The organism is Microbacterium sp. Be9 (genome assembly GCF_011754135.1).
In the GTDB taxonomy this organism is placed as follows: domain Bacteria; phylum Actinomycetota; class Actinomycetes; order Actinomycetales; family Microbacteriaceae; genus Microbacterium; species Microbacterium maritypicum_A.
Genome location: NZ_WNWT01000004.1, coordinates 1,164,492 through 1,185,387, shown reverse-complemented (window position 1 = coordinate 1,185,387; position 20,896 = coordinate 1,164,492). Strand labels below are relative to the sequence as shown.

Below are 20,896 nucleotides of genomic sequence, written 5' to 3'. Positions count from 1 at the left end.
GCGTTCACGGTGTCGGGATGGAATCAGGGCGTGAGCCGCTTCCGCATCCCCGTTCTGGCCGGGGTGACACTCGTTGCGCTCCTCATCGGCTTCCGGCTCGTGCTCCGCCGACAGGCGGCGCTCGCGCGACGGCGGATCGGGAAGCCGCTGGGGGAGGAAGCACTCGATGCGGATCGCCTCTGGCGTCGAGGTCTCGACGGAGCGCCCCTCGACCTGCTGGTGCTCGGCGACTCGATCGCCGCGGGTCTCGGAGCCGAGCACCGCAAGGAGACGCTCGGCGGGCGTCTGGCGAAGTCGACGGGACGCCGGATGCACCGCCCCGTGAGGCTGCGCACGGCGGCAGTGGTCGGTGCGGAGTCGCCCGATCTCCCCGCTCAGCTCGACGCCCTGCCCGCCGAGTACCGCCCACACGTGGCCGTGATCGTCGTCGGAGGGAACGACGTGACCCACCGGCTGCCGGTGGGGCTGTCCGCGCAGCATCTGCACGAGACGATCCGCCGGCTGCGCGAGATGGGTGCCGAGGTCGTCGTGGGCACCTGCCCCGACCTCGGTGCGTTGCGCGCCGTGCCGCAGCCCCTTCGGCGGATCGCGTCGAGCCTGTCGCGCCGTCTCGCTGAGATCCAGGACGAGACGGCCCGACAGGCGGGCGCCGAGCCGGTGGATCTGCGCCACGCGGTGGGATCGATGTTCTTCGACGAGCCCGAAGCGATGTTCAGCCTCGACCGCTTCCATCCGAGCGCGCTCGGGTATCGCCGCACAGCCGAGGCGCTGCTGCCGGCGGTGTATCGCGCGGCGGAGAGGTCGCTCAGCTCGCGCCGTCCGCCGGCTCCGCGCTGAACGACGCTGCCCATTCGGCCACCCGGCGGCTGCTCTCCTCGTCGGAGATGTCCTCGACACGGGTCATGACCGACCAGCGCACACCGAACGGATCGCGGATGCTGGCGAACCGGTCGCCCGAGACGAAGGGCGCGGGCGCTTCACGCACGGCCGCTCCCGCGGCGACGGCCTTCTCGACGACCGCATCGACGTCCGAGACGTACAGACCCATGGAGTAGCAGTCGTCGTCGCCGTCGGGGGAGCGCACGAGGTGGTAGTCGGGGTTCGGCTCTCCGAGCTGGAGCAGGCCGAGACCGAAGTCGAGGTCGGCGTGCGCGACCACCCCGCCGAACTCCGTGACGTCGATGACGCGGGCGCCGAAGACGTCGCGGTAGAACTCGATCGCCTGCTTCGCGTCGGGGATCGCCAGGAAGGGCGTGAGGGAGGTGGCGCTGTTCGGGCGGCCGTTCGTCGTGTATGTCCCGTTCGTCCCGGTCGTCGGGGCGTTCGCGGGGGTCTTCGCGGTGGTGTCGTTCGTGGTGTCGTCAGTGCTCATGCCGCCACGTTAGGCGGGTCGGGATGGCGGTGGCTTGAAGATCTGCGACAGCATCCGGATGTCGGGTCCGGAGCCTACGCTGGGGCTATGGTGAACCCGAGCCGCGGTGTGCTGTATCCCGCACGTCTGCCGCAGTTCCATCGGTTGCCGGCACCGTCGTCGGTGGCGGATCTGGTCGCGTGGTTCTGGATTCCGGAGTGGGACATCGAGCCCGGGCGCTCGTCGCGGCAGGAGGTGGTCGCCTATCCGGCGCTCAACCTCGTCGTCGATGCGGATGCCGTGACGCTGTCGGGCGCGACCACCCGCCTGTCCCACCGCGATCTGCGGGGGAGCGGATGGGCTGTCGGTGCCCTTCTGCGACCGGCAGCAGTCGTCGCGCTGATCGACGATCCGTCATCCCTGGTCGACGCGGAGCGGGTGCTCGACGCGGGAGAGGTCGTCGCCGACCTCCGCCGTGCCGTGGCCGACGCGATGGAGGCGGGTGAAGGGCGCCGGGAACGGGCGGTCGAGGCTGTCTCCCGGTGGCTCGAGAAGCGTGTGGGACCGGTTGGCGAACCTGCACGCCAGGCCAATGCCGCCATGGAGGTGCTGATGGGAGACGGGGCCGCCCTCACCACGGAGGAGGCCGCCACACGCCTGGCGGTCTCGGTGCGGACCCTGCAGCGCATGACGCACCGCCACGTCGGGCTCTCGCCGGCCGCGATGATCCGGCGTCGGCGCCTGCAGGAGGCGGCGCAGCGGGTACGCGACGAGCCGGGAGTCGACCTGGCTTCGATCGCCGCAGAACTCGGGTACGCCGATCATGCGCATCTCACGCGGGACTTCCAGGCTGTGCTCGGCATCGCGCCGCGGGTGTACCGTTCCGAGACGCGCGGCTGAGATCGGACAGGCGGAGCCCCGGAGTCGTGAGAGCTCAACCCCGAGGGCTCAACCCCGAGGAGCTCAGCGCCCGAGGAGTTCAGGCCCGTGTGAGCCGCAGACGCAGCAGGCGGTATCCGATGCCGAGCAGCACGACGGCGGTGCCGATGATCGACGCGAACACGGGCAGGGTGTTCACCAGGACCAGACATCCGAGGGCACCGAGAACCTGCAGCGCTCGCGGGTAGCGTCGCGCACGCCCGCGCTGCCGGAAGGCCGCGGCGTTCGCGATGAGGTAGTAGAGGAGGACACCGAAGGAGGAGAAGCCGATGGCACCGCGCAGGTCGGCGACGAGCACGATGGCGATCACGATGAGGGCGATGGTGATCTCGGCACGCTGCGGAACCTGGTGGTTCCGGTCGATCTTCGCGAGGAACCGCGGAACATCGCCCTCGCGGGCCATCGCCAGGGTCGTGCGGCCGATTCCGGTCAGCAGCGCCAGGAGCGCGCCGAGCGAGGCGGCAGCCGCGGCCACGCGGAGCACCGGAATCCACACCGATGCACCGGCTGCGGCGAGCAGATCGACCAGCGGCGCCGTCGCCCCGATCGCTTCGGCACCGAGCACGAGCACGACGACCGACCCGACCAGTGCGTACACGACAACGGCGCCGCCCAGGGCGAACACGATCGCACGGGGGATCGTGCGGGCGGGGTCGACGACCTCTTCGCCCATCGTCGCGATGCGCGCGTATCCGGCGAACGCGAAGAACAGCAGCCCGGCTCCCTGGAGCACCCCGTAGACCGTCGCCTCGGGCAGCGGAGGAGGAGCGGCCGTCGGGGCGGCTGCTATACCGAATCCGACCGCGACCGCGAGCCCGAGCAGCGAGCACGCCACGAGGATGCGGGTGACCAGTGCTGTGCGGGTCACACCGAAGCAGTTCACGACGGCGAGAAGCACGACGGCCGAGACGGCGACGGGCACCTGCCAGCCGGCGGGGGCTGCATAGGCGGCGAACGTCATGGCCATGGCTGCGCAGCTCGCGATCTTGCCGATCACGAAGCTCCACCCCGCGATGAAGCCCCACCAGGGGCCGATCTCGGCGCGGGCATAGGCATACGTGCCGCCGGCGACGGGGTGGGCGGCGGCGAGCTGCGCCGACGAGGTGGCGTTGCAGTACGCGACGACGGCGGCGATCGCGAGGGCGATGAGGATCCCGCTCCCGGCGACCCCGATCGCGGGTGCCCACACCGCGAAGACGCCGGCGCCGATCATCGATCCGAGGCCGATGGCGACGGCATCCGCGAGTGTCAGGCGACGGGCGAGGGGCATCCCGTCATCGTGGCACGCGGCGGTGAACGGCGGGTGACGCCGCCCCCGCGTGCGCCCCAGCCGTCACTGCGGCGGGCAGGGTGAGGGTGGCGGGATCGGAGCCTCCCACACGCACGGTCTGCTCGCTGGCGATCAGGCGCGAGTGATCGCGCACCGGATCATCGGTGCCGGAGTTGCGCAGATGCAGCGGGTGGGCGCCGGACGACACCTGCACGCGCAGACGCGACCCTGCGGCGAAGCGGTGGGCAAGGGGCGCGAGTTCGAGCCGGATACGGCCGGTGTCGTCGGTGCCGGTGTCGTCGGTGCCGGTGTCGTCGGTGCCGGTGACGTCGGTGCCGGTGTCCTCGGTGCCGGTTTCGTCGGGCGAGAGACGTCGATACCCGTCGGTGACCGCTCGGGAGACGCCCCTGGAGTCGACCTCGCAGAGACGCACGAACAGGTCGGCTCGAGGATTCGACGATGCGAGACGCAGGGCGATCTCGGGCACTCCGATGACGATCAGGTCTTCCGGAAGCGGATCACCGGTGAACACGAGGACATCGTCCCGGCGTTCGCGGGTGCTTTGTCTGCGTCGCCCTGCGGAGAAGGGATTGAGCGTGCGTCCGCCCCCGTCCGGCGTCGGGTCCGCCGGGTCGTAGCGGTATGTCAGCTCGGCGGTGGGGTGCTCGACACCGCTTCGGTCGAGTCGTCCGTCGGCGGTGAGGGCCATCGACATCGCCGAATGCGGCGGGGGCCAGATCTCCAGCTCCCGCGGGCCACCTCCTCCGGTCACGTCGAGGCGTACGCCCTCCGCGGCGGCGTCCGCGCGGAAGGAGCGCAGTACCTCGCGGGCGCCGATCACCGTGATCTCGGGGGCACCGTGCACCCAGTCGCCGATGATGAGGCGCACCGGGCGCCCCGCATCGCGGAGTGCGGCGTAGTCCGCCAGCTGACCGACCAGGAACAGGTCCTGCCATCCGGCCACGAGAGTGACCGGCGGGATGCTCTCGATGTCCTGTGCGAAGTGCATCGGCTCCCACCAGGGGTCGCCTTCGTCGCTGTGCTCGACCCAGTCGCGGAAGAACTGCGGGTCCGCGCCACGTGCCACGCGCACCGCGTCTGCAGGCGGGATCGCGAGCGCACCCCGACGGAAGGCGCGGCGGGCGCGCAGCAGTGCCCACGCCTTCGACGGCAGCGACCGCTCCTGGATGTCCAGCGCGTACGCCCACGTGAGCGGCGTGTCGATCGAGAATCCGCCGCCCGGGTAGAGGATCGCGTCGTCGAACCGCCGCGCCGAGATCGCGATGCCCAGGGCGTCCGGACGCACGTCGCCGTCGCAGTAGGCCCACTGGGTCACGCCGAAGTAGCTTCCGCCCCAGGAGTGCACGCGTCCTGTCGCCCACGGCTGCGCGCGCAACCACCGCATCGTCGCCTGTCCGTCGGAGACCTCGTCGTGCAGCGGGTCGAACACTCCTCCCGACCCGAATGTGCCCCGGCAGCTCTGCACCACGACATGGTGCCCGCGTTCGGCGAGGAACAGGGCCACCCCGGCGATGCCGTCACGCCCGTACGGGGTGCGGATCAGCACGGTGTGCCCGTCGGATCCCTCCGCATGCCAGTGGTCGGTGAGGAGTGCGGCTCCGTCGTCCGCCGAGACCGGGATGTCGGCCGTGCGCGTGACCTTCCGATGCGTCTGCGGGGGCATGTCGACGGATCGGGAGAGGCGTCGGTACTCACGGCGGGCTGTGCCGCCGAGACGGGGAGCATCGGTCATCGCACGCCCTTCACTCTGGTGACCGCGAATGCGGCGATCACGGCCATCACGACCGCGCCGATGTAGAGGGCCGCGAAGTTCTCACCTGTCGGCGAGCCTATGCGGGTGGCGAAGAATCCGAAAACGGGCACGAGGATGCCCGGCAGCAGATAGGCGAGGGCCACGATGCCGAGATCCTTGCCGGCGTCATCCACGGAGGGGAGGCACTCCGTCATCAGGGCGACATCGGCCGCGATGTAGGCGCCTTGACCGGCCCCGACGACCGCGATCCCGACGAGGAAGAACGCGATGTCACCGAAGGAGATCGCCAGTATCAGGCCTCCCGCGCTGGCGAGTGCGCCGATGACGACGCTCGGCTTGCGGCGGCCCGTGCGATCGGAGATCACCCCGAACACGAATGCCATCACCAGGTTCATGAGCGTGAAGGCCGCCGTGGCCTGCGTCTGCACCGCGGCGATCTCCGTCGGGTCGTCGATGCCGAAGCGGCCCGAGATCGTCAGGTAGAGGTAGCTCGTGACCGACACGATCGATGCGGTCATGAAGAAGCGGCACAGCCAGGCCCAGGCGAAGTCGGGGTAGCGGCGGGGGCTCAGCCAGAACGTCGCCAGAACGGCGTTCCAGTCCATCGGGTCGGCGGGCTGCCGGCGACGGATGTCCTTCAGCGTGAAGAACAGCATCAGTGCCAGGAGCACGGAGAACCCGCCGGGGATCAGGAACATGCCGACCTGGCCGATCGGGGCGACCACTCCGGCGAGCGACACTCCGCCGAGGATCCCGATCGCGGTGGCGGCCCCCGTGACGGCCGACATGATGGCGCGGATGCTGCGGCGGATCTGGTCGGCGAACAGCGTGTGGACCGTCATCGACACGGCGCCCCAGCCGACCAGGACCAGGATGGTGCCGGCTCCGAGCGCGAGGAGGGAGGGGGCGGTCGCCTGCACGACGTATCCGGCCAGGGCGATCAGCGAGCCGGAGAGGATCCAGGGGCGGCGGATGCCGAGGCGGGACATCGATCGATCGCTCAGACGACCGAAGATCGGCGTCGTGATGAGGATGGCGGCGCCGCCGAGCGTGAGGATGATGCTGAGGTCGCCCGTCGCCTGGTCGGGGTCCCACTCCTTGAGGAGCTGGGGGATCGCGACGCTGGCGACGCCCTGGGCGATGCCGGACCCGAGCCACGCGAGCACGAAGGCGATCCAGAACCAGCGTGTCTGGCGCTGACCGGGGATCGCGTCGGTGGTGAGTGGCGGAGCGGGGTCTGCGGGGAAGACAGGATCGACTGCGTGGGTGGACATCATCGTCTCCGGATCTCGGTCGGGGTGGGGAAGGGTCACAGGTGCGCTCCCGTGGTCGTCACTGCATCCGCGGGGGAGTGGCCGGCGGAGCGGTAGGCATCGGCGAGTTCCCGGACGAAGACGTCGCGCCACTGGCGTGCCCTCTCCCACCGGCCGGTCAGGCCGGGGGAGGCATGGTCGTGGCCGGCGCCGATGCGCAGGACCACGGGGACTCCGGCCTCGCGCAGCGCGTCGGCGTACGCCATCGCGCCGTCCAGGAGGGGATCGAATTCGGCGGCGAGGATCAGGGCGGGAGCGAGGTCGCGGTGGTCTGGCGCGTCCAGCGGAGAAGCGTCGGCGAGGGGAGCGCCGGCGCGATAGACCTCGGCGAGGTGCATGGCCGCCTCCCAGTCCGCGGCGGCGAGGCGGCGGGGCATCGATGCGCCGACGAGGCGCAGCGCGGCCGGAAGCACTTCGAGCGCCTGGTGGTGCAGAGATGTTCCGGCGTCGCGCTCGCGCAGCGCGGCGGAGGCTGCGATGGTCGCGCCGGCGGAGTTGCCGCCCACGCCCAGCCGATCCGCATCGATCGCGAGCTCGTCGGCACGTTCGCGCAGATCCGCCAAGGCCGCGACGGCGTCGTCGACCGGAGCGGGGAACGGGTGCTCGGGCGCCAGCCGGTATTCGAGCGAAATGATCTGGACGCCGGAGCGCAGTGCGCGATCCGCACAGAGCCGATCGTTGAGCGACTCGTCGATCGTGCCGCCGGTCCAACCGCCGCCGTGCAGCCACAGCATCGTGGGGAGGGCGCCCGGCGCGGCTGCGGTGCGGAACCGTCGGGCGCGCAGCGGACTTTCCCCTCCCGCCACCGTCAGATCGTCGATCTCCACGCCCGAGGGGACCGGCGCGGTGAACTCGGAGGCCAGGAGGTCGCTCAGCTCCCGCTGCGCCCGGCGACGCGCACCCATGGCGGGCGACTCCAGCTCGGGGAGGGTCGCGGAGAGCTCGCGGATGCGCTGGATCCACTCCAGGATCGCCGGACTCAGCGGCGGCTCGTGCTGCTCCTGGTCGCTCATGACGGCGTCCTTCCATGGAGGGTGCGCAGCTCGGAGACGACCAGGCGATGCGCGGCATCCGCTGCGGGCACGAATCCGGTCGAACCGAGCGAGCCGTGCGTCTGTCCGATGAAGCGCATCGCGGTCACCGGGACCCCGGAGGCGGAGAGCGCTCGGGCATAGGCTTCTCCGTCGCCGCGCAGGGGGTCGAGCTCGGAGGTGAGGATCACGGCGGGCGGAAGCCCCTCGTGCGATGCGGCCCGCAACGGGGACGCATACGGGAGGCGAGCGGCCGCGGCATCCTCGCCGACATACTGCCGGACCAGGGTGCGGCCGACCGCGCGCACGATGACTCCCGGCATCCGCGCATCGATGCCGGCCATATCGGCATGACCCATGGTCAGGTCGAGTGCGGGGTTCTCCAGCAGCTGCAGGGCGATCGGATGCGCCGAGCGATCGCGGTTCATCAACGTCACGGCTGCGGCGAGGTCGCCTCCCGATGAGGCCCCACCCACGGCGAGGCGGTCCGGCGATGCCCCCAGCTCCGTCGCGTGGGTGTGCGTCCACTCGAAAGCCGCCCAGCACTGCTCCGGTTGGGTCGGGAACTGCTGCTCCGGGGCGTGGGCGTAGTCGGCGGCGACGATCACGATCCCCGCATCCCGCGCTCGGGCTCGGAACCGCGCGTCCCACGAGACCCAGTCGATCCCGGCGATCGTGAATCCGCCGCCGTAGAAGTACACCAGCGCGGGGAGGCCCGAGCCGGGTGGCGTGCGCTCCTCGCCGGGCCAGTAGACGCGCACGCGTACGTCGGGGTGCCCGTCGACCGGAACGATGTGCTCCTCGGCGGCGGTGGGGAGCGGCGTGATCCCGAGCGCGGCGCTCACGGTGTCGTCGTTCCTGGCAGCGACCCGGCGTCGTCCTGCGGGGTCTGCGGGTTCCTCCTCGAGCAGAGGCGCGACCCGCTCCTCCCACGCCGCCACGGCGCTGTCGAGGGTCGGGCGCCGGAATCGGGACCGCGGTGTCGGCATCGGGCATCTCCTTCGACGGTTCCGCACCGGTGGGTTCCGACCGGGGCGGGTTCCGACCTAGTCTGAGGAATCGAAGAACTTCGATGAAGAAGGGAGGTCCGAGCATGCGCGCACGACCGGGGCGGGTCACCATCTACGACGTCGCGGAGCGCGCGGGAGTGAGCATCTCCACCGTGTCGCTGGCGGTGAGTGCGCCGCACAGGGTGCGACCCGAGACCCGCGAACGCATCGTCGCCGCGGCCACCGCGCTCGGGTATCGGATGACGCAGGGGCGACGCGTGGGGGCCGCGCGCATCGCGGTCGCTGCACCGTTCACGACCTACCCCTCGTACCTGCGTCGCCTGTCCGGGATGCTCCGCAGGGCCAGGGATGCGGCGGTCGACATCATCCCCTACGACCTCGATTCGGCGGCGGCCGCCGATGAGCCGCTGCTCGACGTGCTGCCCACGCGCACGGACGCCACCGGCCTCGTGGTGATGGGGGTTCCGCTCGGCGGCGCGGCGCGACGGGCGAGCAGGGCCGCGCGCATCCCGGTGGTCTACGTCGACGTGGTGCCGACGCGGTCGGACGTGGGAGGTCCGGTCGTCCTCGTCGACGACCGTGACGGCGGTGCGCAGATCGGCCGACACCTCGCCGGCCTCGGACATCGTCGTGTCCTGTTCGTGCATGAGCCGCAGCGCTCGCCGGCCTACGTGTCGGCCGGGATGCTCCGTATCGAAGGGCTCACGCAGCACCTGGCGATGACCGACCTGGCGGTCCCCGATCCCTCCGCGGTCGACGGCCGGGTGATCGCTGCGGCCCGCGCCGCGGGTGCGACGGCGATCGTCGCGAACCACGACCAGTTCGCCGCCGCGGTGCTGTCGGCGTTGCGCGCGGACCCCGACACCGCTCCGCTCGCTGTCGTCGGCTACGACGACGGCGAGGTCGCTGCGGCGCTCGACCTCACGACCGTGCGGCAGCCGTTCGAGGAGAGCGGTCGCACGGCTCTGGAGCTCGTCCTCGGACTGGTGTCGGGCGCATCGACCGCGCACGACACCGTGCGCCTCGCCCCCACCCTGATCGCGAGGGCGTCGACGCTCGCCGGCGGGATCAGCCCCGCGAAGCGGTGACGCGCTTCTTCTCCCGGATGTAGACCTCGCGGCGCACCTTCGCGACGACGTCGCCCTCACGGTCGGTGATGACGGTCTCGAACCACTCGAGCACCTTGGCTCCGCCGCGTGCACGCTCGCGGATCTCCTCCGCCTTCTCCTTCGACACCTCGAACTCGGCGGTGAGCACGCCTCGGCCGGGCTTGAGGAACTCGATCTCGCCGCGGGTGTCCCACACGACGTGGTCGCGTCCGAGCTGGTGCATGACCAGCATGAAGAAGTACGGGTCGGTCATCGCCGACATCGAGCCGCCGAACGCGGTCTTGACGTAGTTGCGGGTGAAGACGTTGACGTGCAGCTCGACGGTCGCGTGCGTCCAGTCCTCGCTGAAGCGGCGGATGCGGATGCCGCTGAAGAGGTTGGGGATCCACAGGCTCATGCCGATCGCGAGACGGCGGGGAGTGATGCGCATGAAGGCCAGTGTGCGGCACCAGGGCGGAAGCGACGAAGACGTCTGGAGGGTTGGCACAGTTATTATAGTTCGCATAGAATAAGTAGCGATTATAGGAGAGGAGGGCCGGATGCTCATCCGCGTCGATCCCGACAGCCCCCGCGCGCTCTACGACCAGGTGGCGGCCTCCATCCGCTCCGACATCCTCACCGGGGTCCTCGCGCCCGGCGATCGCCTTCCCGCGGCCCGCGACGTCGCCGAAGCGCTCGACATCAACCAGCACACCGTCCTGCACGCCTACCAGCGGCTGCGCGATGAGGGGTTGGTCGATCTGCGTCGCGGGAGGGGAGCGGTCATCGCGGCCTCGGCTGCGCCCCTCGCCGAACTCGCTCACGACATCGACGAGCTGGTGCGCCGTGCCGCAGCCCTCGGCGTCTCCGCCGACACGCTCGCCGGCATCGTTCATGCGCACCGTGACGCCCGATCCGATCTCGACCGTTCTGATCTCCCCCGTTCCGATCCCGACCGCCCCGACAGCCGCGAGGAGGACTCGCCATGACCATCCACGACCTCACCCGCACGCCGCCTGCGCTGCTGCGACGCGCTCGGCTGACCTTCTTCGTCGTCGCGGTGATCCTGCCGATCGTGATCACCGCCGTCGCCGTCGTGATCCTGCTCGCCTGGCTGCCCACGCTGCCGCCACAGGTGGCGACCCATTGGGGTGTGAGCGGCGCCGACCGGTTCGGCCCGCCGTCCGTGTATCTCTGGATCCTCGTCGGGGTCGGGCTCGGCTTGCCGGCGCTGATGGCGATCGTCACCCTCGCGTCCGTCGGTGCGCACTGGGGCGGGGCGGCCCGGCTGATGGGCGCACTCTCCGCGGGGATGTCCGCCTTCGCGGCCGTGATGAGCCTCGGATCCCTCGCGATCCAGCGTGAGCTCGCCGACCCCGCGGAATCGCCCGGCATCGGGGGCACCATGGCACTCGCGTTCGCCGCACTCCTTCTGGTCGGCGGCATCGCCTGGGCCGTGCAGCCGCGCGTGCGGCCGGAGCAGGGGCGCACGCTCGAACCCCGCTACTCGGTGCACGTCGCGAAGGGCGAACGCGTCGTGTGGGTCGCCACGACGACGATGCCGCGCGGCGCGCTCGCCTTCCTGCTGTTCGTGCTCCTCGGTCTCGTCGCGCTCGCCGCGTACATGCTCGGCACCGGCGTCGAGGGTGGCTGGATCGTCGCGCTGGTCGTGGTCGTCGTGGGCTTCGCCCTCGCGGCGACCGCCTCGTTCCGCGTCACGGTCACACCGGAGGGCTTCTCCGCTCGTGCCCTGCTGGGCTGGCCGCGCATCCGTGTCCCGCTCGACGAGGTCGAGGCGGCGCGCGCTGTCGACATCTCCCCGTTCGGCGAGTTCGGCGGCTGGGGATGGCGCATCGCCGTCGACGGGCGCACCGGGATCGTCATGCGCCGCGGATCTGCGATCGAGGTCTCCCGACGGGGCCGGCGACCCTTCATCGTCACCATCGACGGCGCGGAAGAAGCCGCGGCGCTGCTCCAGGCCTATGTCGACCGCGCGGGGACCGCGGCCATCGCCTCGACCGATCGATCGACGGACTCCGGAAAGGGGACCTCATGAACGACCAGACCCTGAACCCGCGCCGTGTGCCGTGGACCGCGGTGATCGTCTTCGTGGCGGTCTCCTTCGTCCTCTCCTGGCTGGTCGCCCTGCCCCTGTGGCTGGGCGACGGGCTCGCCGAGCCGAGCTCGGTGTTCCTGCTGCCGGTGATGATGTTCACGCCTGCGGTGGCGGCTCTCATCGTCACTTTCGCGATGCGCGTCCCCGCACCCGGGCAGCGCGCCCGCTTCCTCGGACTGTGGCCGCTGCGCCCCGCGAAGCGCGTGATCTGGCTCATGGTCGCGGGGTGGCTCGTTCCGCCGCTGCTCGTGGGCCTGGGCGTCCTGCTCTCCGCCGCGCTCGGTTTCGTGCAGCTCGACCTGACATTCTCGGCTCTCGCAGCCGAGCTCGAGAAGGCAGTGCCGGCCGGAACGCCACTGCCTCCTGTCCAGGTCGTCGTGTTCGCGCAGCTCGCGATGATCCCCATCGGCGCGCTGTTCAACAGCCTCTTCGCGTTCGGCGAGGAGCTCGGCTGGCGGGGGTGGCTGCTTCCGGCGCTGCGTCCGCTCGGCACGTGGCCGGCTCTGATCCTCAGCGGCGTGATCTGGGGCGTGTGGCACAGCCCGATCATCCTGCTCGGCTACAACTTCGGGCGCACCGACATCACGGGCATCCTGTTCATGATCGGTGGATGCGTGGCCTGGGGCGTCCTGCTCGGCTGGCTGCGGCTGCGGTCCGCATCGGTGTGGCCGGCGGTCATCGCGCACGGATCTCTGAACGCCGCGGCGGGGCTCATCCTCATCGTCGCCGCGACGCAGCCCGACCTGGCGTTGGCGGGACCACTCGGCGTCGCGACCTGGGTCGTCCTCGCGCTCGTCGCGGTGGTGCTGCAGCTGACGGGACAGTTCCGTGCCCAGCCCGAGCTCGCCGACGCGTCGGGGCGGCTGCTCTCGGCACCGCGGCCTTGACGGAGGGCGGCGCCGGGGGTTGGCTGAGGCCATGGAATCCACCCCCGCCGCCTGGTCCGACGCCGACAGCTTCCTCTCCGATCTGCTCGTCGGTCCCGATCCGGCGCTGGAGTCGGCCCTCACTGCGCAGCGGGCCGCCGGCCTCCCGGAGATCGAGGTCGCGCCCGTCGCCGGCAAACTGCTGAACCTGCTGGTCCGCATCAGCGGCGCGCGCCGCGTGCTCGAGATCGGCACGCTCGGCGGCTACTCGACGATCTGGCTCGCCCGCGCCGTCGGCGCCGAAGGACGGATCGTGACGATCGAGGCGGAATCGGACAACGCGGCGGTCGCCCGTGCCAGCATCGACGCCGCGGGGGTCGGTGATCGCGTCGACATCCGGGTGGGGCGGGGAGCGGACGTGCTGCCGACCCTGGTCGGCGGATTCGATCTGGTGTTCATCGACGCCGACAAGGAGTCGAACACGATCTACCTCGATTGGGCGGCGAAGCTCGGGCACTCCGGCACGGTGATCGTGCTCGACAACATCGGGCGCGAGGGCGAGATCGTCCGCGACGACAGCACCGATCCCAAGGTCGTGGGCACCCGCGACGGACTGCGGATGCTGGGGGAGGATCCGCGCTTCGATGCCACGGCCCTGCAGACCGTGGGCGTGAAGGGATGGGACGGCTTCGCGATCGCCGTGGTCGTCTGACCTTCCGGGGCTTCCCGCCGCGGGCGATTCGCGTCCGGGCGAGTCCCGGAGTCCGTCGGGAGGCCGGGCTAGACTGGGCGCGGATCGACGACGCTCCACACAACGTTTTCCCCCTGAGCAAGGAGCACATCAGTGGCACTGATCGAGGCTGTAGGCGCACGCGAGATTCTCGACTCGCGCGGAAACCCGACCGTCGAGGTGGAGGTCCTCCTCGACGACGGCATCGTGCAGCGGGCGGCCGTTCCGTCCGGCGCATCCACGGGCGCGTTCGAGGCGTACGAGCTCCGCGACGGAGACAAGAGCCGCTACGGCGGCAAGGGCGTGCTGAAGGCCGTCGAGGCCATCATCGATGAGCTCGGACCGGCGATCGAGGGTGTCGAGGCGAGCGAGCAGCGCATCGTCGACGAGATCCTGATCGATGTCGACGGCACCGAGAACAAGAAGCGCGTCGGCGCCAACGCCATCCTCGGCGTGAGCCTGGCCGTGGCCAAGGCCGCCGCGGACTCGGCCGACCTCCCGCTGTTCCGCTACCTCGGCGGCCCGAACGCGCACGTGCTGCCCGTTCCGCTGTTCAACGTCATCAACGGTGGCGAGCACGCCGACAACGGCATCGACATGCAGGAGTTCTTCCTCGCGCCGATCGGCGCCGAGACCTACTCCGAGGCACTCCGGTGGGGTGTCGAGACCTACCACGTGCTGCGCGCCGAGCTGAAGGCCGCCGGCTACGCGACCGGTCTGGGCGACGAGGGCGGCTTCGCTCCCGACCTGCCCAGCAACCGTGAGGGCCTCGACTTCCTGGTGAAGGCGATCGAGAAGGCCGGGTTCACGCCCGGAACCGACATCGCCCTCGGGCTCGACGTCGCCGCGACCGAGTTCTTCAAGGACGGCGTCTACCGTCTCGACAACAAGGACTGGGACGCCGCCGCGCTCACCGAGTACTACGTCGGACTCGTGAACGACTTCCCGATCGTCACGATCGAAGACGCTCTCGCCGAGGACGACTGGGACAACTGGAAGCACCTCACCGACGTCCTGGGCTCCAAGGTCCAGCTGGTCGGCGACGACCTGTTCGTCACCAACCCGCAGCGTCTCGCCGACGGCATCAAGCGTGGCGTCGCCAACTCGCTGCTCGTCAAGGTCAACCAGATCGGCACGCTCACCGAGACGTTCGACGCCGTCAGCCTGGCGCAGCGCTCCGGGTACACGGCGATGCTCTCGCACCGCTCGGGCGAGACCGAGGACACCACGATCGCCGACCTGGTCGTCGCGACCAACGCGGGCCAGATCAAGGCGGGCGCCCCTGCCCGCAGCGAGCGTGTCGCGAAGTACAACCAGCTGCTGCGCATCGAGGAAGAGCTCGGCGACGCCGCGGTCTTCGCCGGCCGCTCGGCGTTCCCGCGCTACCAGGCCTGAACGCACGACACATCGAAGAAGCCGCCGACACGGCGGTGAACACCGCCGCTGAGCCGGCACGACGAAGGAGGAGCCGTGGCACGACGACCGGCTCCTCCTTCGTCGTCTCCGCGAGCGCAGCCGACGCCCTCGCCCACGAAGAAGGGCGCGAAGCCCCGGGCGCAGGCAGCGACGACGTCGTCTCGGCGTGCGTCGAGCGCGTCCCGAGGCGAGGCGCCTCGCGTCGACGTGCGCGAGTGGGCATCCGGCATCCGGCTCTCGGCTTTCTCCGTCATCATGCTCTCTCTCGTGGTGCTGGGAGCCTGGGTGCTCGTGCCCACGCTCGGGACCTTCATCGATCAGCGTCAGAAGATCGCTGCTCTCGAGGCATCGGTGAAGGTGAGCGAAGACCAGATCGAGGCGCTCGTCGCGGAACGCGAGCGTTGGAACGACCCCGCGTACATCGCCACCCAGGCCCGCGAACGCCTCTACTACGTCAAGCCCGGCGAGGTCGTCTACCTGGTCGACAACGACCTCGACCCCGCAGCACTTCCGCGTGAGCAGGACCCCGTGAGCGAGACGCTCGTCGAGACGCCGACGGACTGGATGCCGCAGTTGCTGCGCACCGTGGTCTCGACCGGGCTCAGCGACACGGCCGCCGTCGCTCCCTGAGCATTCGCTCCGAGCATCCTCCCTGGCGGCTCCCCTACGCTGGTGGGGTGACCACGCCGCCGTTCCCCGCCCCCACGCCCGCCGAACTCGCCGTCGTATCGGCTCAGCTCGGTCGTCCCGCCCGAGGCGTGGTGGGCATCGCGGCCCGCTGCGTGTGCGGCAACCCGACGGTCGTCGCGACCACCCCGCGTCTGCCGGACGGCACGCCGTTCCCCACGTTCTACTACCTGACGCACCCGGCGGCGACCGCGGCGATGTCGACGCTCGAGGCCACCCAGGTGATGCCGGAGCTCGCCGCCCTCCTCACCGACGACGAAGACGTGGCCGCGGCCTACCTCGCAGCCCACGAGGCCTATCTCGCCGACCGTGGGCAGTTCGGAGAGGTCTCCGAGATCGACGGCATCTCCGCCGGAGGCATGCCCACGCGTGTCAAGTGCCTGCACGCCCTGGCCGGACATGCCCTGGCTGCGGGCCCCGGGGTCAACCCGATCGGCGACGCCGCACTCGCACGCTCTTCATGGTCGCCCTCGGTCTGCCGCTGCGAAGACCCCGGTGCCGCCGTGCGCGACGGGGCGGCCCCCTCGGCATGACCGCGCGCCGGAAGCTGCGCAGCGCTGCCGCCATCGTGGTGGTCGCGGCGACCGTGCTGCTCATCGGCGCTTCCGCCACGCCGCCGCCGATCCCCGATGACCCCGCAGATCCGGTCCGCGCCTCGGAGTACTGGCTCGACGGCGCACGCATCCGCGAGGCCTGGCAGACGACCCGCGGCAAGGGCGTGACGATCGCGGTGATCGACACGGGCATCGGCAAGGTGCCGTCGGTCTTCGGCGACGCGGTCGTCGGGGGCACGGACGTGTCGGGGGCCGGGACTCCGGACGGACGCACCCCGCTGGGCGCGGTCGACGGCAACCACGGATCCTGGGTGGCTTCGCTGGCTGCCGGACGCGGTGCACCGGACGGAACGGGCATGATCGGCGTGGCTCCGGAGGCCAACCTGCTCTCGATCTCCGTGGGTTTCGGTGCGGCCGCGGCGGTGCCGTTCACGGAACAGGTGGCGAAGGGCATGAAGTGGGCCGTCGACAACGGGGCCGACGTCATCAATCTGTCGTTCACCACGAACACGCTCGATTGGGACGAGAGCTGGGACGAGGCGTTCCTGTACGCCTTCGAGCACGACGTGGTGGTGGTCGTCGCCGCCGGCAACCGGGGGAGCGGGACGAACATCATCGGCGCCCCGGCGACCATTCCCGGCGTGCTCACCGTCGGCGGCGTCGACCAGACGGGCACGGCCAGCATCGAGGCGTCGACGCAGGGCATCACGATCGGGATCTCGGCGCCCAGTGAAGGCCTGATCGGTGTCTCGGCCGACGGCTCGGTCGTCCCCTGGCGCGGCACCAGCGGTGCGGCGCCCATCGTCGCCGGAGTCGCGGCGCTGATCCGCTCGGCGCACCCCGACATCAAGGCGATCGACGTCATCAATCGCATCATCAAGACCGCGATTCCGGTCGAAGATGCGATCAAGCCCCAGGATCCGCTGTACGGGTACGGGCTGGTGGATGCGGCGGCGGCGATCTCTGCGAACATCCCCGCGGTGAGCGAGAACCCCATGGGAGACCTGGCGGAGTGGATCCGCGTGTTCCGCCGTGCGCAGTCGGAACCGCAGCCGGTGGAGACGAGGACCCCGGTCGCCGTTCCCCCTCTTCCGGCCGCAGACGCGCCGACCGAGGCCGGTTCACCGTTGCTTCCCAGCGCGGATTCACTGCGCTACGGTACCCTGCCGCTCATTGCGCTCACCGTCCCTGGTATCCTGGTAGCGCTTGGCGTCACCGCAGCTGCCCGGCGCATCCGATCGGCGCGCATTTCCGTACGCCACACCCCCGACTCCGAGGAGTAGTTCTTCTGTGCCTCAGAACAGCACTGTGCCCAAGATCCTGATCGTCGGCGGAGGGTACGCGGGTTTCTACACCGCGTGGAAGCTCGAGAAGCACCTGCGCAAGGGCGAAGCCGACGTGACCATGGTCGACCCGCTGCCGTACATGACGTACCAGCCGTTCCTGCCCGAGGTCGCCGCCGGCTCCATCGAGGCGCGACACTCGGTGGTCGCGCACCGTCGTCACCTCAAGCGCACGAACGTCCTCACCGCCAAGGTGACGAACATCAACCACGCGCAGAAGGTCGCGACCATCACGCCGCCCGTGGGCGAGCCGTACGAGTTCGCGTACGACCAGATCGTCGTCACCGCCGGTGCCGTGTCGCGTACCTTCCCGATCCCCGGCATCGCCGACAACGCGATCGGTCTGAAGACGATCGAAGAGGCCGTCGCGATCCGCGACAAGGTCATGTCGAACTTCGACAAGGCCGCCTCCCTCCCGGCCGGGCCTGAGCGCGACCGTCTGCTGACCGTCGTGGTCGTCGGTGGTGGCTTCGCCGGCATCGAGGTGTTCGCCGAGCTGCGTTCGCTGGCGTCCGCGCTGGTGGCCAAGTACCCGCAGATCAGCTTCGACGACACGCACTTCCACCTCATCGAGGCGATGGGCCGCATCATGCCCGAGGTCTCGCTGCAGACCAGCGAGTGGGTGCTCAAGGACCTGGCCAAGCGCGGAGCCAACGTGCACCTCGACACGCAGCTGACGAGCGCCGTCGACGGCAACGTCGAGCTCTCCACCGGTGAGGTCATCCCGACCGACGTCATCGTGTGGACCGCGGGTGTCATGGCCAACCCGACCGTCGTCCGCGGCGGAGACCTGCCGGTCGAGGAGCGCGGTCGCATCCAGACCCGCGCCGACCTGCGCGTCGGCACTCCCGAGGCGTTCGTCGAGGGAGCGTGGGCGGCCGGAGACGTCTCGGCCGTTCCCGACCTGTCCGGTGGCGGGGTCGGCGGCTTCTGCGTGCCGAATGCCCAGCACGCGGTCCGCCAGGCCAAGCTGCTCGCGAAGAACCTCGTCGCGGTCCTCCGGGGAGAGAAGCCCAAGGAGTACTTCCACAAGAACCTCGGTGCCGTCGCCGGCCTCGGCCTGTACAACGGTGTCTTCCAGTCCGGCAAGATCGCCCTCAAGGGTTTCGTGGCCTGGGTCGCGCACCGCGGCTACCACGGTCTCGCGATGCCCACCTGGGAGCGCAAGTTCCGCGTCATCTGGGGCTGGTGGAACAACCTGTGGCTCGGCCGCGACCTGGTGAACCTCGAGACCGTGCAGAACCCGCGCTACGTCTTCGAGGAGTTCGCGGCGCGCCCGCGCCCGGCTGCTCCGGCCGCGAAGGCTGCTCCGGCTGCGAAGAAGTCGGCGGCCAAGGCCGCTCCGGCCGCATCGGCCGAGGTGACGGAGAAGCCGGTCGCGAAGAAGCCGGCGGCGAAGAAGCCGGCGGCGAAGAAGCCCGCAGCGAAGAAGCCCGCCGCCGAGAAGGCTCCCGAGCCGGCCGAGGCTGCCGCCAAGTAGCAGACACGCTCGCACACGAACATCGGCCCCACGCGCTCCGCGTCGGGGCCGATGTTCGTCTCTGCGGGGCGGCTCCGAGGCCATGCATAGGTACGGCCGGTATCGTCACGCGAGCAAGGGGAGTACTCCCGAATGCGGCGACGTCGTCATTACGAGCACGAGATCGTGCTCCGGCCCGCCGGCCCGTGAGGGTGGAGGAGACCTTGGCACCCGCATCGCGGGCTGCCGAGAGAACCCTGCCGTCGTCCCGGCGTCGTGGATCCGCGGTGGTCCGCACCACGAAAGGGACCACTCATGGGAAAGCTCTCCCGACTGATCGGAATGGCATCCGAAGCACTCGAGAAGAACGCCGGCACGGGGCGCGACCCTCACGCGGGCGACCGATCGCGCTCGCAGGACGGGTCCCGGTCGACGGACTGGGGAGGCATGCTCCGTGGAGCAGTCGACGCGGTCCGCGGTCCTGCCGACCCCGCACGGTCGTCAGGCCAGGACAGGCCTTCGTCGGCCGACCCGTACGCGCCGCCGGCCGCGTCCGGTGGACGACCGCGTCCCGCGCACACGGCACCATCTGCTGCAGACCCGTACGCGCCGCCTCCTCCCGGAACCGCGCGGGGCTCACACGCCGTGACCGACGCCGACCGAGCGGCCATCGCCCGCTACGACTACCTCCTCCAGACGGCGGATCCGCAGCGTGTCGAACAGATCCACCGCGAGGCGTTCGCCCGCCTCACACCTGACCAGCGCGCGCAGGTCGAGGCCCGGATGAGGCAGGAGCTCGAACCCGGTGAGCGACCGCGGTCCTCGTCGGCGGACGACCTCGCCCGCGCCGCCGGACGTGCTGAGGCCATGAAGCCGGGCCGGATGCGCGGACTGCTGTCGCGAGCACGTGGAGCCGGTATCGGTGGCGCGGGTGGTGGTGCGGCGGTCGCGGCTGGTGGCGCGGCCGTCGGATTGCTCGGCGTGGTGGCGGGCGGGGCCGTCCTCAGCACCGTGGCGGGGCCCCTGTTGGAGCAGGCCGCGAACATCGGCGTCGACTTCGGCGCGATGGCGGAGGGCATCGACATCGAGTCCCTGGCCGCCGGCATCGACGTCGAGTCGCTCACGGGAGGTGCCGGTGAGCTCCTGGGCTCGGCCGGCGAGACCGTGTCGGGTCTGGGCGATGCGGCGAGCGGGTGGGGCGAGCAACTCGGCAATCTCGGCATCCCCGGTATCGGCGACATCTTCGGGCGCTGATCGCGGATGGTCCTCACTGCTGCCGCCGATCATGGCTTCACCGGGCTCACCGGATTCGCGGCCGACGTCCTCACCGCACTCGGGGATGTCGGGGTGGGTGTGCTGGTCTTCCTCGAAGTCCTGGTGCCCCCCATCCCGAGCGAGGTCATCCTGCCGTTCGCGGGGTACCTCAGCCAGAGCGGCGCCCTGAACCTGGGGTGGTTGATCTTCTGGAGCACTCTCGCGTCCCTGCTGGGCGCTTTGCTGCTGTACGGACTCGGTGCCGCGATCGGCATGGATCGGGCCGTGCGCATGCTGGCGGCCACTCGGCTGGTGAGCCGGTCCGACCTCGAGCGGGGAGGGGACTGGTTCGTGCGCAGCGGCGGTTGGACCGTGCTGGTCGGGCGGATGGTCCCCGGCGTCCGCAGCCTCATCTCGATCCCGGCGGGCGCATCCCGCATGAACCTCGTGACGTTCAGCATCTACACGGTCATCGGCAGCGGCCTCTGGAACACACTCCTGCTGGGCGTCGGCGCAGCGCTGGGCACGCAGCACGAGCAGTTGGAGCAGTATCTCGGCTATCTCGACTACGTCGTGTACTCGGCGATCGCGATCGCACTCGTCGTCCTGATCGTGCGGAGGATCCGTGAGGCCTCGGGCGAGAAGAAGCGAGCCATCGACCTCGAAGACTGAGAGGGCGGGGGCGAACCCCGGTG

21 protein-coding genes are annotated in these 20,896 nt (G+C 70.5%); 14 read left to right on the top strand and 7 right to left on the bottom strand.

The genetic code is table 11. The annotated features are described in order from the left end of the window. The first annotated feature begins 30 nt into the window (after positions 1-30). Positions 31-837, top strand: a complete 807-nt coding sequence (locus GLO27_RS09885) for an SGNH/GDSL hydrolase family protein (RefSeq protein WP_347878403.1) — start codon at positions 31-33, stop codon at positions 835-837. On the opposite strand, the gene GLO27_RS09880 is transcribed toward GLO27_RS09885, so the two are convergent. Next, the gene (locus GLO27_RS09880) at positions 806-1,372 is read right to left on the bottom strand and encodes a VOC family protein (protein WP_167254617.1); all 567 of its coding nucleotides are present in this window, start codon (positions 1,370-1,372) and stop codon (positions 806-808) included. The two genes, GLO27_RS09885 and GLO27_RS09880, sit on opposite strands and share 32 nt — an antisense overlap. Before the next feature lie 87 nt (positions 1,373-1,459). On the opposite strand from GLO27_RS09880, the gene GLO27_RS09875 reads away from it, so the two are divergent. After that, the gene (locus GLO27_RS09875) at positions 1,460-2,251 is read left to right on the top strand and encodes a helix-turn-helix domain-containing protein (protein WP_167254616.1); all 792 of its coding nucleotides are present in this window, start codon (positions 1,460-1,462) and stop codon (positions 2,249-2,251) included. 79 nt (positions 2,252-2,330) lie between these two features. Here the strand turns inward: GLO27_RS09875 and GLO27_RS09870 are convergent, their stop codons facing one another. The 5 genes from GLO27_RS09870 to GLO27_RS09850 are packed head-to-tail and all read right to left on the bottom strand — an operon-like array spanning position 2,331 to position 8,667. Further along, positions 2,331-3,560, bottom strand: coding sequence for an APC family permease (locus GLO27_RS09870; RefSeq protein WP_021199516.1), 1,230 nt, complete (start codon positions 3,558-3,560; stop codon positions 2,331-2,333). 4 nt (positions 3,561-3,564) lie between these two features. After that, positions 3,565-5,313 (bottom strand): CocE/NonD family hydrolase, encoded by a 1,749-nt coding sequence (locus tag GLO27_RS09865; protein ID WP_167254614.1) that lies wholly within the window; start codon positions 5,311-5,313, stop codon positions 3,565-3,567. Further along, positions 5,310-6,608 carry an MFS transporter gene (locus tag GLO27_RS09860; RefSeq protein ID WP_031207206.1) on the bottom strand — a complete coding sequence of 433 codons (1,299 nt, stop codon included), beginning with the start codon at positions 6,606-6,608 and terminating at the stop codon, positions 5,310-5,312. Before GLO27_RS09860 ends, GLO27_RS09865 begins: the two co-directional genes overlap by 4 nt. A gap of 35 nt (positions 6,609-6,643) precedes the next feature. Further along, on the bottom strand, positions 6,644-7,660 hold the full coding sequence (locus tag GLO27_RS09855) for an alpha/beta hydrolase fold domain-containing protein (protein ID WP_021199519.1): 1,017 nt from the start codon (positions 7,658-7,660) through the stop codon (positions 6,644-6,646). Continuing rightward, complete coding sequence (locus GLO27_RS09850) at positions 7,657-8,667, bottom strand: alpha/beta hydrolase (RefSeq protein ID WP_029260402.1); 1,011 nt, start codon at positions 8,665-8,667, stop codon at positions 7,657-7,659. Before GLO27_RS09850 ends, GLO27_RS09855 begins: the two co-directional genes overlap by 4 nt. A 104-nt stretch (positions 8,668-8,771) precedes the next feature. Here GLO27_RS09850 and GLO27_RS09845 point away from each other — a divergent pair, with 104 nt between their 5' ends. Continuing rightward, positions 8,772-9,776, top strand: coding sequence for a LacI family DNA-binding transcriptional regulator (locus GLO27_RS09845; RefSeq protein ID WP_167254611.1), 1,005 nt, complete (start codon positions 8,772-8,774; stop codon positions 9,774-9,776). Here GLO27_RS09845 and GLO27_RS09840 read toward each other — a convergent pair. Continuing rightward, positions 9,757-10,227, bottom strand: a complete 471-nt coding sequence (locus GLO27_RS09840) for a DUF4442 domain-containing protein (RefSeq protein WP_021199522.1) — start codon at positions 10,225-10,227, stop codon at positions 9,757-9,759. The genes GLO27_RS09845 and GLO27_RS09840 overlap by 20 nt on opposite strands. A 109-nt stretch (positions 10,228-10,336) precedes the next feature. On the opposite strand from GLO27_RS09840, the gene GLO27_RS09835 reads away from it, so the two are divergent. From GLO27_RS09835 to GLO27_RS09785, 11 genes are all read left to right on the top strand, one after another. Next, complete coding sequence (locus GLO27_RS09835) at positions 10,337-10,765, top strand: GntR family transcriptional regulator (protein WP_021199523.1); 429 nt, start codon at positions 10,337-10,339, stop codon at positions 10,763-10,765. After that, positions 10,762-11,832: a DUF1648 domain-containing protein gene (locus GLO27_RS09830; RefSeq protein ID WP_167254609.1), complete on the top strand. Its 1,071-nt coding sequence runs from the start codon at positions 10,762-10,764 to the stop codon at positions 11,830-11,832. The genes GLO27_RS09835 and GLO27_RS09830 overlap by 4 nt, the downstream gene beginning before the upstream one ends. Next, entirely contained in the window at positions 11,829-12,779 is a 951-nt protein-coding gene (locus GLO27_RS09825) for a type II CAAX endopeptidase family protein (RefSeq protein WP_021199525.1), read from the top strand. Before GLO27_RS09830 ends, GLO27_RS09825 begins: the two co-directional genes overlap by 4 nt. 31 nt (positions 12,780-12,810) lie before the next feature. Then, the gene (locus GLO27_RS09820) at positions 12,811-13,470 is read left to right on the top strand and encodes an O-methyltransferase (protein ID WP_167254606.1); all 660 of its coding nucleotides are present in this window, start codon (positions 12,811-12,813) and stop codon (positions 13,468-13,470) included. 132 nt (positions 13,471-13,602) lie between these two features. After that, positions 13,603-14,883, top strand: coding sequence for a phosphopyruvate hydratase (gene eno, locus GLO27_RS09815; protein WP_021199527.1), 1,281 nt, complete (start codon positions 13,603-13,605; stop codon positions 14,881-14,883). 75 nt (positions 14,884-14,958) lie between these two features. After that, the gene (locus GLO27_RS19780) at positions 14,959-15,534 is read left to right on the top strand and encodes a septum formation initiator family protein (protein ID WP_021199528.1); all 576 of its coding nucleotides are present in this window, start codon (positions 14,959-14,961) and stop codon (positions 15,532-15,534) included. A gap of 47 nt (positions 15,535-15,581) precedes the next feature. Beyond that, positions 15,582-16,124 (top strand): DUF501 domain-containing protein, encoded by a 543-nt coding sequence (locus tag GLO27_RS09805; protein WP_021199529.1) that lies wholly within the window; start codon positions 15,582-15,584, stop codon positions 16,122-16,124. After that, entirely contained in the window at positions 16,121-17,428 is a 1,308-nt protein-coding gene (locus GLO27_RS09800; RefSeq protein ID WP_029266635.1) for a S8 family serine peptidase, read from the top strand. The genes GLO27_RS09805 and GLO27_RS09800 overlap by 4 nt, the downstream gene beginning before the upstream one ends. Positions 17,429-17,453: 25 nt before the next feature. Beyond that, a complete protein-coding gene (locus GLO27_RS09795) occupies positions 17,454-18,968 on the top strand; it encodes an FAD-dependent oxidoreductase (RefSeq protein WP_167254790.1) in 1,515 nt (504 codons plus the stop codon). 624 nt (positions 18,969-19,592) lie between these two features. Then, on the top strand, positions 19,593-20,201 hold the full coding sequence (locus tag GLO27_RS19775) for a hypothetical protein (RefSeq protein WP_235045223.1): 609 nt from the start codon (positions 19,593-19,595) through the stop codon (positions 20,199-20,201). 6 nt (positions 20,202-20,207) lie between these two features. Then, a complete protein-coding gene (locus GLO27_RS09785) occupies positions 20,208-20,873 on the top strand; it encodes a DedA family protein (protein WP_167254602.1) in 666 nt (221 codons plus the stop codon). Positions 20,874-20,896 lie beyond the last annotated feature (23 nt).

What these genes read in the sequence shown, in the direction of transcription:
- GLO27_RS09880 (WP_167254617.1), bottom strand. Translation starts at nt 1,372, where the DNA reads ATGAGCACTGACGACACCACGAACGACACCACCGCGAAGACCCCCGCG.
- GLO27_RS09875 (WP_167254616.1), top strand. Translation starts at nt 1,460, where the DNA reads ATGGTGAACCCGAGCCGCGGTGTGCTGTATCCCGCACGTCTGCCGCAG.
- GLO27_RS09870 (WP_021199516.1), bottom strand. Translation starts at nt 3,560, where the DNA reads ATGCCCCTCGCCCGTCGCCTGACACTCGCGGATGCCGTCGCCATCGGC.
- GLO27_RS09865 (WP_167254614.1), bottom strand. Translation starts at nt 5,313, where the DNA reads ATGACCGATGCTCCCCGTCTCGGCGGCACAGCCCGCCGTGAGTACCGA.
- GLO27_RS09860 (WP_031207206.1), bottom strand. Translation starts at nt 6,608, where the DNA reads ATGTCCACCCACGCAGTCGATCCTGTCTTCCCCGCAGACCCCGCTCCG.
- GLO27_RS09855 (WP_021199519.1), bottom strand. Translation starts at nt 7,660, where the DNA reads ATGAGCGACCAGGAGCAGCACGAGCCGCCGCTGAGTCCGGCGATCCTG.
- GLO27_RS09850 (WP_029260402.1), bottom strand. Translation starts at nt 8,667, where the DNA reads ATGCCGACACCGCGGTCCCGATTCCGGCGCCCGACCCTCGACAGCGCC.
- GLO27_RS09845 (WP_167254611.1), top strand. Translation starts at nt 8,772, where the DNA reads ATGCGCGCACGACCGGGGCGGGTCACCATCTACGACGTCGCGGAGCGC.
- GLO27_RS09840 (WP_021199522.1), bottom strand. Translation starts at nt 10,227, where the DNA reads ATGCGCATCACTCCCCGCCGTCTCGCGATCGGCATGAGCCTGTGGATC.
- GLO27_RS09835 (WP_021199523.1), top strand. Translation starts at nt 10,337, where the DNA reads ATGCTCATCCGCGTCGATCCCGACAGCCCCCGCGCGCTCTACGACCAG.
- GLO27_RS09830 (WP_167254609.1), top strand. Translation starts at nt 10,762, where the DNA reads ATGACCATCCACGACCTCACCCGCACGCCGCCTGCGCTGCTGCGACGC.
- GLO27_RS09825 (WP_021199525.1), top strand. Translation starts at nt 11,829, where the DNA reads ATGAACGACCAGACCCTGAACCCGCGCCGTGTGCCGTGGACCGCGGTG.
- GLO27_RS09820 (WP_167254606.1), top strand. Translation starts at nt 12,811, where the DNA reads ATGGAATCCACCCCCGCCGCCTGGTCCGACGCCGACAGCTTCCTCTCC.
- GLO27_RS09800 (WP_029266635.1), top strand. Translation starts at nt 16,121, where the DNA reads ATGACCGCGCGCCGGAAGCTGCGCAGCGCTGCCGCCATCGTGGTGGTC.
- GLO27_RS09785 (WP_167254602.1), top strand. Translation starts at nt 20,208, where the DNA reads ATGGTCCTCACTGCTGCCGCCGATCATGGCTTCACCGGGCTCACCGGA.